We start from the raw sequence: 13455 nt of genomic DNA on the forward strand, positions 1-13455 counted from the left end.
TCGTCCAGAAGAATTTCATAAAAAATACAATGCAAAAAATTTGGATAAACAACCCATTAAATTCTATCTCGAAAACAAAACTGCAATTATAAAGTTTGCAAAAGGGTTTTATTGGTTTGGATTTGTTGTAATAGCAATAATGATATTAATCGATTTTATTCCAAAAAAATAGTTTAGTTGTTGATGTGTCAATTTTCTTGAAGCCGATAGAAAACACCACGCGAGATTGAGTTATGAGTGATTTAAAAGAACGAAGGTTAAAAAGTCTTGATTACCAAATTCAAGAATTAGAAAACCGTCCCAATTATTATAAAAAATATTGGCTTAGGATAATTGTAATTGGTGTTTTAGTTACATTAATTGCTCCAGAATACACTGCTAAAAATTCTAAAAATTTAATCTTTTATTTCGATTACAATTATCCATTATGTTATACTGTTGTAGCACTTTCTTATATTGTACTTTGTGCCATCATGCTATTAACTTTCACAATTCAAGACAAGAAAAAGTTGAAGAAATTAAAAGAAGAACGGGATATGATTGATTTGTTTAGAAGTTAAACTTAAGCAGATGAAAATATTATGAATAAATAATTTTAAATTTGTAACAAAGAAATAAATCCGAATTAAATGAAAGAAATATTACTAATCATCTTCCTTCAAATATCATTAACTGCTTGTAGCCAAAAAAATGAAACCCAAAATATAAAATCAAATAAACATATTGAGTATGATAAAGAAGGAAATATTTCTGTTGAAGGCAATCTAAAAGATCAAAAAAAACATGGCGTTTGGAAATTTTACAACAATAAAAAATTAGTTGATGTGAAAAAATTCAATGAAGATACTCTACAATATGTATTAGATGTTAATGATTATAACTACAAAGGTGTAATTATAAAAAAAATTAATTCCATCATACCATTACCTGAAAATTGGGAAACAAATCTAAATTTTGAAAACCCTAATACACTTTTAACATCTGTAAAAAAATGTGAAACCGAATCGTATTGCCCAAATATTATAGTAACTTCTGAAGAACAAACTTCATCAAGTCTTGAAAAACATGTTAATGATTTCAAAAACCAAATAATTAATAATTACAAGGATGTTAAAATATTAGAACTTAAAAAAAATCCCCTTTCAAAAGAAGAATCATTTCAAATGAAATATTCATACACACATAATAACATTGAACTTATTTACATAATTTTTTGGATGAAAGACAATAAAAACATAACTACTTTCTGTGGTTCTTGTGAAAAAGTAGACTATACCAAATATTCATATTTATTTTACGAAATCGGAAATTCAATTAAGAAAATCAAAAATAATTGATTAAATCCCCTCCAACAACTCCAGCGCCTTATTTACCGACTTAACATTATCAAAAGACAGTAATAAACGTAAGCCGTTTTTGGTTTCTTTTTCTTTTATTTTACACACATTGCCGTTGCGTTGGGCAAATTGTAGCACTTTCATAAAACGGTTACTTTGGTAAAAATCACTTTGTTGGTCGCCAATGAAATAACCTATCATTTTACCTTGTTTCATCATCAAACGTTCAATTCCCATAGCGGTGGCTTTCCATTTGATGCGAACGCTATTTAGTAACGCAATCGCTGGTTTTGGTAACGCGCCAAAGCGGTCAATTAGTTTTTGTTCAAATTGTTGTAACGTGGCTTCGTCTTTAATTTGGCTCAACTCGTTGTATAAATTCAAACGTTCTGTGATGTTGTTAATGTATTCATCTGGGAACAGCAATTCGAAATCGGTATCAATTTGAATGTCTTTGACAAATTCTTTGGTTTCGATGTCGTTTTCTTCTTGGTACAAGTCTTTGAATTCGTTTTCTTTCAACTCGTCAATGGCTTCGTTCATGATTTTTTGGTAGGTATCAAAACCAATTTCGTTGATAAAACCACTTTGTTCTCCGCCTAATAAATCACCCGCACCACGAATTTCCAAATCTTTCATCGCAATGTTGAAACCGCTTCCTAATTCGCTAAATTGCTCTAAAGCGGTGATACGCTTTTGTGCTTCACCTGTCATCATCGAATACGGTGGTGTAATGAAATAACAAAACGCTTTTTTATTACTTCTTCCCACACGACCACGCATTTGGTGCAAATCAGACAAACCGAAATTATTGGCATTATTGATGAAAATCGTATTCGCATTTGGTACATCTAAACCGCTTTCGATAATCGTAGTAGCAACCAAAACGTCAAATTCACCTTCCATGAAAGCTAACATCAATTCTTCTAATTTTTTTCCATCCATTTGACCGTGACCGATGCCTACTTTTGCTCCTGGCACCAAGCGTTGAATCATACCGGCAACTTCTTTGATGTTTTCAATTCGGTTATTGATGAAATAGACTTGTCCACCACGCTGAATTTCGTACGAAACCGCATCGCGAATGACTTCTTCATTAAAACGAATAACTTGCGTTTCAATCGGATAACGATTTGGCGGAGGCGTTGTAATTACCGATAAATCACGAGCCGCCATCAACGAAAACTGCAACGTTCTCGGAATCGGAGTAGCGGTCAATGTTAAAGTATCGACATTCGTAGCAATTGTCTTCAATTTGTCTTTTACGTTGACACCGAACTTTTGTTCTTCGTCGATAATCAACAAACCTAAATCTTTAAACACGACATTTTTATTCACCAATTGATGTGTTCCAATCAAAATATCGACTTTTCCTTCTTGCAGTTTTTGAAGTGTTTCCGATTTTTGTTTAGCAGTTCTAAATCGGTTCAAATAACTCACGGTAACTGGCATATCTTTCAAACGTTCCGAAAATGTTCGGTAATGCTGATAGGCTAAAATAGTTGTTGGAACTAAAACTGCAACTTGTTTTCCATTATCCACCGCTTTAAAAGCAGCACGAATCGCAACTTCTGTTTTTCCGAAACCAACATCACCACAGACTAATCGGTCCATTGGACGTTCGTTTTCCATATCCGCTTTTACATCGGCTGTTGCGGTAATTTGGTCGGGTGTATCTTCGTAAATGAACGAACTTTCTAATTCTTTTTGCAAATAACTATCGGGTGCAAACTGAAAACCTTTGTCTAATCTTCGCTTCGCATACAACTGAATTAAGTTGAACGCAATGTGTTTTACACGTGCTTTTGTCTTTTGTTTTAAGGCTTTCCAAGCGTTGCTTCCTAATTTGTAAATCTTTGGAGGCGTTCCATCTTTTCCGTTATATTTTGAGATTTTATGTAGCGAATGAATGCTCACATACACAATATCGTTATCGGCATAGACCAATTTTATGGCTTCTTGCGTTTTGCCTTCGACCTGAATTTTTTGCAAGCCACCAAACTTTCCTATTCCGTGATCGATGTGCGTTACATAATCGCCCACCGATAAAGAAGTCAATTCTTTTAACGTAATAGTTTGCTTTTTCGAATAACCATTTTTGATAGAAAACTTATGATATCGCTCAAAAATTTGATGATCGGTGTAACACGCTATTTGATTTTCTTCATCGATGAAACCTTCAAACAAAGGCAACACCATGGTTTTGTATTGTTTGCGAATGCTTTCATGATTGGCTTCATCAATATCTTCAAAAATATCATGAAAACGACTCGCCTGATTTTCATTAGAACAACACAGATAATTTTTGTAACCGTTGAAATGATTCTCGCTCAAATTATTTAACAACAAATCGAATTGTTTATTGAACGAAGGTTGCGGCTGAAAGTGAAATTCGACTTTTTTATCAATTTTAAAAACCGCTTGATTGTGCAATTCAATTACTGAAAAATCAAGAGCTCTTTTCAAAAACTGCTTTTGATCTAAGAATAATTCTTCTGGTTTTGCGTGTTGAATGTCTTTGGATAATTTCTCGAAAGCTTCATTGGCTTTATCGAATAATTTATCCAATTGTTGCCCTAATAATTCGGTGTTTTGAATCACTAAAACCGTTTTTTCGTTGATATAATCTAAGAAACTTTCGCGGTTTTCTTGCAACAATTTATTCTCGACATTGGGGATAATCGAAATCTTTTTAAGCTTTTCAACTGATAATTGGGTTTCCACATCAAAACTTCGGATGCTATCTACTTCGTTGCCGAAAAATTCAATTCGGTACGGATTATCATTGGAAAACGAAAACACGTCGATGATTCCACCACGAACAGAAAATTCACCTGGTTCGGTAACAAAATCAACGCGTTTGAAATTGTATTCGAATAAAGTTTCGTTGATAAAATCTATTGACAAATTATCTCCAACCGACAATTTCAACGTATTTTTCTCTAATTCTTTTCGAGTAACGACTTTTTCAAAAATGGCTTCGGCATAGGAAACAATAATCGCAGGTTTTTTACGCGAATTGATTCGGTTTAAAACCTCAGCACGTAACAAAACATTAGCGTTATCGGTTTCTTCAATTTGATAGGGTCTTCGGTACGAACTTGGGTAAAAAAGTACGTCTTCGGCATTAATTAATTGCTCCAAATCATTTAAATAATACGCCGCTTCTTCTTTATTACTGAATAAAATCAGGAAAGGAAGTTCGGATTTTTTAAACAGTGAATGTGCCACAAAAGACAACGACGAGCCGACCAAACCAGTCATTTGAGACTTTTGGCGCGCTGCGAATGTACTTTCTAAAACGGCAATCTTTGGTGACTTATCGTAAATGGATATAATGTCGGATTTGCTCAAAACTTACTTTATTTTTTATCTGAAATTTCCATTTTCTTTCGCATTTCGTCTGGATTCGCATTTCTTGTGGTATCCAAAGCTTGCAACATCAATTCTTCTCCAATTTCCTTTGGAATCGCCTTTTTGATGATGATTTCATCCCATTGTTTGTATAAACCTTTGATTTCTTCGTTAATCTCTGGAATTAATTTAGCAATTCGTTGTTCTGGAATTACTCTTAAATTCATGAAAGTTTCAAGCGATTTTAACTTAGTATTCAAGGTTGTAATTCTACTTAAAATCTGAGGTTTGTTATATTCGAAAGGAACAGTCAAAGCCAAAGTGTCTGCTTTTTTTGACAAATTCTTTGTCTTCATTTGAAAAGCAGACAATGTAGATTGCGGTTTTTGAAGCATCTCGATTTCAAATTGACGCCATTCATTCCAACGATCTAAAGTAGTTGCAACTTCAGGTCGTGGTGTTGGAAAATTAAACTGCCACATTTTCGAAATGTTCTTAAAAACAGCTTCGTTTTTTTGAGCTACTTTTTGGGCTTCTAATTGTTGATTTTCACTTTCACAGGAAATTAAAGTCAAAACTAAAAGCGATAAACTATACAAGAAAACTTTCATTCGGATAAATTAAAAAGCAAAGGTACAAATGTTTGCCGAATGCTGTATTTTTTATAATACTATCTTAACACCAAATTTGTTAATCAATTAAGAAAAACCATTTACAAGATGTTAATTTATTAAATATTTAAATTTAGGTCGAAATTTGTAAAAATATCACAAAAATCCAACAGCAAAATAAAGGCAAAATAGTATATTTGTTACCTCATTTACACAACAAAATGGATACGAAAATTTTAATTATTGGTGCCTGTGGACAAATTGGTACCGAGCTTACTGCAAAACTTAGAGCTACCTACGGAGTTAATAACGTTATTGCATCCGATATTAGAAAATTAGAAAATGATGTAGTTAATAACGGAATTTTTGAAGTAGTAAACGCTCTTGATTATAACCAAATTGAGCATTTGCTAGAAAAATATCAAATTACCGATGTGTATTTAATGGCGGCTTTACTTTCGGCTACAGCTGAGAAAAATCCGGCTTTTGCTTGGGATTTGAATATGAATTCGTTATTCCATGTTTTGAATTTAGCTAAAGCAGGAAAAATTAAAAAGATATTTTGGCCTTCGAGTATAGCTGTTTTTGGACCTACAACTCCAAGACAAAACACACCTCAATATACCGTGATGGAACCATCAACAGTTTACGGAATTTCGAAACAAACGGGTGAAAGATGGTGTGAATATTATCACAAACAATATGGTGTAGATGTAAGAAGTATTCGTTATCCTGGCTTAATTAGTTGGAGTACTGAAGCTGGTGGAGGAACTACCGATTACGCAGTAGATATTTATCACAAAGCGATTACCGATGGTAAATTTACGAGTTTCTTATCTGAAAATTCAGAATTACCTATGATGTATATGGACGATGCAATTAAAGCAACTATCGGAATTATGCAAGCTCCAGCGGAACAAATTAAAATTCGTTCGTCTTATAATTTAGCTGCTATGAGTTTTACTCCGAAACAAATTGGTGAAGAAATTAAAAAACACTATCCAAATTTCGAATTGAGCTACGAACCTGATTTCCGTCAGAAAATTGCAGATAGTTGGCCAGCAAGTATTAACGATACTTCGGCAAGAGAAGATTGGGGTTGGAAAAACGATTTCAATTTAGAAAATATGACCGTAGATATGTTCAAAAATTTAAAAGAACACATTTATAATAAATAAAAAAACGTCCCGAAATATCGGGACGTTTTCCATTAAAACAAAAAACAAACTTACTCCTGAACGATAGGAGCTCTCAATGATTCTAATACCGCAACAACTTCACCGATCAAAACAGGGTCAGTAACTCCGTTTAAACCTGCTGCTGCACCTACATATCCTATAAATTTATCGTATTCGGCATCATTAGATTTTTTACCCATACGTGGATTTTGAGCTGGATCGTGTGCTGCCACCATATTTAAACCTGTATAGGTATTTGTAGCACCACCACCTGTATTTGCCGAAAAGAAATCGGTTAAATTATCACTCAAAATTGCTACGTTAGTAGTATTTCCACTTAACGCTTCTGAAATTACTGGTGCAAAATGTTGCCCTAAGTTACCTTCTGCTCCCACAACAATGTCAGAAACAATTAAAGTAATAGTTGAATCCACTACAGAACGATAACTTAAACGTCCTTGTTCGATCATTTGACCTGGATTGTTAGGATCAGCAACCATTGTTGTTCCTCCTAATTTTGCATACAAAGATGTTGGTTCTGGTGCTTGATCATCATCGTCATTACACGAAGTAACAAACGCTCCCGAAGCAATAAATAATGCCAATAAGGCTAGTTTTGAAAAATTTTTCATAGTAATAGTATTTAGAAATTAATTAAAAATTCGTTGGATTCCTCTTGAAAATTTATAACTGAAACTATCCTCAGTCATTACTGGACAAGCCTTTTTGTTTTCTAATTCTTTTGGAAGCACAAAACGTTCTGCTTTGTAATTTCCCATCGCCATAAGCTTATTATAAATGGTTTTTGAATCTGCAACCTTGATGTCATGAAAGTAAACTAATACGCCTGTTTCTTTATTTAATCTATCGGTTTTTACTCCTGGAATGGATTTTAAATTTCGATGAATTTCTTTCGCTTTGAGCGAATCTATAGGTTCTTTGAAGTCAATTCGACTAATTTGTAATGAAGCATTATCCACTTCTAGCGGTTTCGCAGTTGCGATGTGAACTACTAAAATCAAAAATAGAAGGAAGAAAATCATGAAAATACTCCCTACTGCAATTTTAAGTTTTTTACTAATTTTCATTTTTTTTGAGATTTTTGTTTAGATGTATTTACGAGAACTAAATCACCTTGGTTTTCACAAACAGAAAAAAAATTAAATTTTTAACATTTAGACATAAAAAATCCCAAGACGAAATATCTTGGGATTAACTATTATTTATGTTTGTTTTATTTCTTTTCGGAAAGAATTTTGTCTTCAATTATTGATTTTATTTTCACAACTTCGTCCACATTATCATTTGGAACCGTCATCGAAAGCACATAATGTTTGATTTTCCATTGTCCGTTTTCTTGAGTCAAAACACCGGAACCACGACAAATTTTCATTTGCGTATTTAATAATTCATCAAACCAAACAATTTTTCCGTTTTCGCTAAAATAGATATTGCGTTCGATTGCTTTAAAGTTCCATGCTTTTCCTTTATCAAAATAAGGTTTTGCAAACGCTTGAAATTGCTTTTTATTCCAGTTTTCAGTAGCATCAGTTCCAATGAAAATCGATTCCTCTGACATCGCTCCAAAATACGCTTCATAATTTGCAACTGCTGCCGCTTTATGCCAATTATCTAAAATAGTGGTAATGTTTTGTTTTTCGGATTGAAGCTTTTCCTCGCAGGGTTTGCAGGAGAAAACTAGAGTTGTTAGGAGTAGGATGATTAGTTTTTTCATATTAAAAAGTGTTAATTACAACTGTTTTCACATTCACAAATTCTTTAATTCCGTCTTCGGCTAATTCTCTTCCGTAGCCTGACTTTTTGATGCCACCAAAAGGTAATCTTGGGTCGGATTTTACCATTTCGTTGATAAAAACGGCTCCTTCATTAAAAGCAGATATCTTGGTTTTGATGAAATCAATGTCTTGCGTAAAGATTGAAACCCCTAAACCAAATTCTGATTGGTTACTTAATTCGATGGCTTCTTCAAGGGTTTTGAAAGTTTTGATGGCGGCCACAGGTCCGAAAGTTTCTTCATTGAAAACTGGCATTTCTATTGTTACTTTTGTTAAAATTGTAGGTTCATAAAAAGCTTCCTTTCTATTTCCGCCAACAATTAGCTTAGCTCCCATTTGAATGGATTTTTGAACTTGAACTTCTAATTCTTCGGCTAAATCAACTCGAGCTAACGAACCAATTTGCGTTTCTTTATCTAACGGATTTCCAGTTTTTAAGTTTTGAATCGCAACTTTGAATTTTGCTACAAACTCTTCTGCAATCTTTTCATGAACTAAAAATCGTTTCGCTGCGATACAACTTTGACCAGCATTTTGCATTCGCGCATTAACAGCTGTTGCTACTGCTTTTTCGAGATTGGAGTCTTCTAAAATTATAAAAGCATTGCTTCCGCCTAATTCTAAAACACATTTTTTTAAGTGTTTTCCGGCTTCAGTAGCTACTGCGATTCCGGCTTGTTCGCTTCCTGTTAAAGAAACGGCTTTAATAATTGGATTTGCAATGATATTTGCTACTTGGCTACTTGGAATAGGTAAGTCTTGATAACAACCTTTTGGAAAACCTGCTTGTTCAAATATTTCTTGAATTAATTGGGCTGATTTAGGAACATTGCTTGCGTGTTTTACTACAACTGTATTTCCTGCAATTAGTGTTGGAACAGCAAATCGGAATACTTGCCAAAATGGAAAATTCCATGGCATTACGCCTAAAATAACTCCTAAAGGTTCGTAGGTAATAAAACTTTCTGAAGCATCGGTTTTTATGTTTTTTGTGGCTAAAAAGGTTTCAGCATTTTCAAAATAGTAATTGCATAAAAGAGCACATTTTTCAACCTCAGCAATGGCTTGTAAAATGGGTTTATGCATTTCAGTAGTGATGCAAGTTGCGTATTCCTCTTTGTTTTCTAAAAGTAATTGAGCTAATTGAGGCAAAAAAGAAATTCGATTTTGAATACTTAAATTACACCAAGAATGCTGTGTGTTTTCTGAAATTTTTAAAAGATTTTGCATGCTGAAAGGTTTTTGTAAAAATACTAATTTTAATTGAAAACGAGGTTCGCGTTAGGGATTGCAGTGGAAATCCTTTGTTTGTAAAATTGCCAAATTTTATAAACAAAGATTGTAACGGAAAGCCCGACCCTTGTGGGAACGCCCAAATTAAGAAAGGAAATGATATCTTTGTATGGTATTTTACAACATAAATAAAATGGAAGATTGTTTTGAAACCTTAATTTCGAGTTATTTGGATTCGAAAGTGGGCATTGTGGAACATTTTGTATCGGAAGAATTAGCGCAACATTTGGTAAAGAGATTGTTTGAATTGAAAGAACAAAATTTACTAAAAGCCGCTGGAATAGGAAATGCCGCGAAACTAACTCAGAATTCGGCAATACGAAGCGATGCGATTTATTGGTTAGACAGAGCGAACAATAACGAACATGAAAATGCATTTTTAGATCAAGTAGATGCTTTTGTGTCGTATTTGAACCGCAGTTGTTATACTGGAATTACGGGTTATGAATTTCATTTTGCGTTGTTTGATAAAGGCAGTTTTTACCGAAAACATTTAGATCAGTTTCAAGATAATTCGAGTCGACAATTTTCTATGATTACGTATTTGAATGAAAATTGGCAACCAAAAGATGGTGGCGAATTGTGTATTTATGATGGTGATGTAACTCAAAAAATAGCTCCAACCAACAGAAAAACGGTGTTTTTTAAAAGCAATGAATTGGTTCATGAGGTATTAGAAAGTCACAAACCTAGATTGAGTGTTACAGGTTGGTTGAGACGAGATTAAAATAAAAAAAGCCAGTTTTTCAACTGGCTTTTTCGATGAAAAAACAAAACTATTTAACAACCAACTTTTTTGTAATTCCTTCTGAAGTTTTAACTAGATAAACTCCTGTTTGTAATTTTGATGTATTAATACTTAATGCTTCTTTTTCTGAAAGGATTAATTTTCCTGTTACATCATACAATTCAATATCTGCCACTCTGTTGAAAAATACTAATTCTGAATTTGATGCTGGATTTGGGAAAATCACGAAAGTTTTTGGTTCTGCATTTAAATCAGGATTTGACAATGTATTTTCATCCACTTCGTAAATAGTAATGGTTCCGCTGATTTCGTTTGCCACTAAAATATAACCTTTACCTGTTGCACTATTTGCTGGAGCAATGTAAGTAATTCCTTCTGGACCGTGATCTCCTGAATAAGCTGAAGTACTTCTTGAATTTTTATAATCTACAAAAACTGGATTATTCGGATTGGTAATATTATAAACCATAACACCACCCACTCGTTCTAAAGAAACGAAAGCAAAAGTTTCGGTTGCTATTTGAGCAATTGTTACACCTTCTGGCTCTGGACCTTTTGCACGACTTCTTCCTTTAGGAGTGTTATCTTCGTGATCTGCGTTAAAAAGTGTTGGCAAATTTGTTGCTGTATATCTTTCAAAATCATCGCCACTGTCAAAAACTATCTGTTTTGTAGTTGTATTGAAAATAGAAAACGAACGAGTTCCTACACAATGAATGGTTTCAAATTGTGCATCTGCATCTGTATTTCCGTTAAGATTTGTTGCTCTAAATCTTCCTAAATTGTGATTTTGTTTTAAAACGGTAGCATTTGGAAATATTGCAGCATCTAAGCTATAAGCTCCTGAACTAACGGCAACTCTTTCTGTAAAAGCACCATATTCTTTTTCGTCACCTTCGTTTGCAGTAACTAAAAATGTTGTTCCGCCCACGCTATAACTTGCCACTGCATCAGGAATATAATACGCTTGAATAGGCCAATTCGCAATTAAAACCTGTCCGTTATTATCTGAAACATCAAATCCATTACCTGGTAAACTGATGTCTTTTATTCCTAATGCCCAAATGTCTGAAATGGTATTGTTTGTTAAATTAATTTCGGCAATTGCATTATTTTCTTGTAAGGTTACCCAAGCTTTTTGAGAATCAGCACTTATCGTGATATATTCTGGCTCAAAATCTTGAGATAAAGTACTTGTTGATTTTAATTTTCTAACTCCAGAAGCAATTAATGTAGCTTCTTGAGCATTATAAGTCGTAAATAATAACGTTGTCACATTTGATTGCGATAAAGTTGCAATTCCTCCAGAAATATCAATAATACTTACCGAACCTTCTGGGTCAATGGAATAATCTGTATTTGGTTGTCCTTCATTGGCAGTCATAACTTTTGTTCCGTCTGGAGAAAAAGTAATCATATCTGGAAGCGCTCCTACAGTTACTTGATTTAAAAATGTTCCATTCGTATCGAAAAACACAACCGAACCATTTAATGTTTCATCAGCATTTGGTGAAGCCACTGCAACAATTCCGTTTTTAACTGCAACGCTTGTAACTCCTCCGTAAGGGTTAATATTTACAGAATTGATTACTGAAAGATTGGTTGGATTTGAAAAATCGATAATATCTAAATATCCTGCTACTGCACTCGTAGTAAACAAACGTTGCGATGCAGCATCATGTACTACGATTTCGCAAGTACTAGTATTAGCTCCTGAAGGATCAAAACTTCCGATGTAATTCAATTCGATTTGATTGCTTGGAATTGGAGCCTGACTATCATTATCAACGATATAAATAGTAGTGGTTGGAGTTCCAGAAATTGAAATTCCAGATGCGCTTTCTAAACTTAACACGAAATATTCTGAATGCTGTTCTTCTAAACTGTCATCAATAATTGGAATATTAATAGTTTGAGTTGCTGGTGTAGATTCTGTTATGAAAATAGTTTGCGATGATAATGTAAAATCAGCATTATCTGCGGTACTAAATGGTGCCGATTTTACTACTAAATCTACCAAACTAGTTGCTGGGTTTGCAACATTTAATACCAATGATAACATTCCTTGATTTTCGTTTACTGTAATGAAATTTGAAGCAAAAGAAATACTAGGATTTGCTGTTGTGAAAATTCCAGATTGTGTAGTTGTAATTCCGTTATCATTTAAATCTTCAACTGTATTTGCTAATAGAGCAACATAATACGTTTGATTAACTGTTAAATTGGCAAGTGGCGTTATAGAAATTACATTTCCTAAAATCGTAGCATCAAATGGAACGATTGCTCCAGTTGCATTATTCAAACGTAATTCAACCACATCGTCAACATTATTATTATCGATTACACTATTATCTGCTAATCGAATAGCTTCATTAAAAGAAATGGTTGGAACTACATTCGTTGCCACATTTGTAGCGTTATTTAAAGGAAATAAAGTTGCTAAAGGCGCAATAACATCAGCACCTCCAAAAGTTGTACCTTCTAAAGTAAAGTTATCAAATCGATTATTCCCAACAGTTCCACCTGTACCTTGTTGAAATTCCACTTTCAATTTAAAATTTGGATTGTTATCGGTAGCGTCAATTCCTGAAAAATCTAAAGTCGCTAATGCTGGATCTCCATTATTTGGAATGACATTAGTAAAAGGAAGATAATTTGTTCCATCAATAGAATAGGACCAAACTTGAGTTCCTGCACCAGAACCTGAACGACGAGTTGCAAATTTTACAATACAGTTTTCATAACCAGTAGTCGGCAATGTAAATTCTAAAGCGCCACCAATAGGATCGTTAAATCGCAAATGCGTTCCTGAAGCATCGCTGTTTCTTGCGTTTAAATTTAAAACATTAAAATTTTGTCCTGTTCCATTGGCAAAATCAATTACACTAATTCCTCCTGGAATAGCAATCAAACTTGCGCCACCAAGCGTTTGACTTGGCGCTGTAATTGTCGCAATTGATGAACTATTATTAAAGTTCCAATAATGTACTAATGTTTGTGCGTAAGTAGTAGAAACAAACAATACCAAAAAAAGCGACAAGATGTTGCTTTTCCTTTTTACTGTGTAATTTTTATTCATTTTTGTGTTGATTAATGTTGCACAAAATTGAATTTCAAAAGTTATAAGGAAGTGAATTA

General features: G+C 33.6%; 11 protein-coding genes. 4 read left to right on the top strand and 7 right to left on the bottom strand.

Features of this window, described 5'->3' with window-relative positions:
* The first annotated feature begins 233 nt into the window (after positions 1-233).
* The gene (locus tag B0I03_RS04810; RefSeq protein WP_111566315.1) at positions 234-560 is read left to right on the top strand and encodes a hypothetical protein; all 327 of its coding nucleotides are present in this window, start codon (positions 234-236) and stop codon (positions 558-560) included.
* Between the two features lie 69 nt (positions 561-629).
* Positions 630-1337: a hypothetical protein gene (locus B0I03_RS04815; RefSeq protein ID WP_111566316.1), complete on the top strand. Its 708-nt coding sequence runs from the start codon at positions 630-632 to the stop codon at positions 1335-1337.
* Here B0I03_RS04815 and mfd read toward each other — a convergent pair whose 3' ends face one another.
* Positions 1338-4601, bottom strand: coding sequence for a transcription-repair coupling factor (mfd, locus tag B0I03_RS04820; RefSeq protein ID WP_394338061.1), 3264 nt, complete (start codon positions 4599-4601; stop codon positions 1338-1340).
* Between the two features lie 98 nt (positions 4602-4699).
* On the bottom strand, positions 4700-5302 hold the full coding sequence (locus tag B0I03_RS04825; protein ID WP_111566318.1) for a hypothetical protein: 603 nt from the start codon (positions 5300-5302) through the stop codon (positions 4700-4702).
* Positions 5303-5523: 221 nt separating this feature from the next.
* Here B0I03_RS04825 and B0I03_RS04830 point away from each other — a divergent pair, with 221 nt between their 5' ends.
* Complete coding sequence (locus B0I03_RS04830) at positions 5524-6480, top strand: NAD-dependent epimerase/dehydratase family protein (RefSeq protein WP_111566319.1); 957 nt, start codon at positions 5524-5526, stop codon at positions 6478-6480.
* 50 nt (positions 6481-6530) lie between these two features.
* On the opposite strand, the gene B0I03_RS04835 is transcribed toward B0I03_RS04830, so the two are convergent.
* The 4 genes from B0I03_RS04835 to B0I03_RS04850 all read right to left on the bottom strand — a co-directional run bounded on the left by B0I03_RS04835 (position 6531) and on the right by B0I03_RS04850 (position 9506).
* Positions 6531-7112: a globin family protein gene (locus B0I03_RS04835; RefSeq protein ID WP_111566320.1), complete on the bottom strand. Its 582-nt coding sequence runs from the start codon at positions 7110-7112 to the stop codon at positions 6531-6533.
* Positions 7113-7130: 18 nt separating this feature from the next.
* A complete protein-coding gene (locus B0I03_RS04840) occupies positions 7131-7568 on the bottom strand; it encodes a hypothetical protein (RefSeq protein ID WP_146603256.1) in 438 nt (145 codons plus the stop codon).
* A 146-nt stretch (positions 7569-7714) separates the two neighbouring features.
* Positions 7715-8215, bottom strand: coding sequence for a nuclear transport factor 2 family protein (locus B0I03_RS04845; protein ID WP_111566322.1), 501 nt, complete (start codon positions 8213-8215; stop codon positions 7715-7717).
* A gap of 1 nt (position 8216) precedes the next feature.
* Positions 8217-9506 carry an NAD-dependent succinate-semialdehyde dehydrogenase gene (locus tag B0I03_RS04850; protein ID WP_111566323.1) on the bottom strand — a complete coding sequence of 430 codons (1290 nt, stop codon included), beginning with the start codon at positions 9504-9506 and terminating at the stop codon, positions 8217-8219.
* Positions 9507-9702: 196 nt separating this feature from the next.
* Between B0I03_RS04850 and B0I03_RS04855 the strand changes: the two genes are divergently transcribed.
* Positions 9703-10296 (top strand): 2OG-Fe(II) oxygenase, encoded by a 594-nt coding sequence (locus B0I03_RS04855; RefSeq protein ID WP_111566324.1) that lies wholly within the window; start codon positions 9703-9705, stop codon positions 10294-10296.
* Positions 10297-10345: 49 nt separating this feature from the next.
* On the opposite strand, the gene B0I03_RS04860 is transcribed toward B0I03_RS04855, so the two are convergent.
* Positions 10346-13396, bottom strand: coding sequence for a choice-of-anchor I family protein (locus B0I03_RS04860; protein WP_111566325.1), 3051 nt, complete (start codon positions 13394-13396; stop codon positions 10346-10348).
* Positions 13397-13455 lie beyond the last annotated feature (59 nt).

The sequence above is a fragment of the Flavobacterium aquaticum genome, from assembly GCF_003259835.1.
Lineage (GTDB): Bacteria > Bacteroidota > Bacteroidia > Flavobacteriales > Flavobacteriaceae > Flavobacterium > Flavobacterium aquaticum.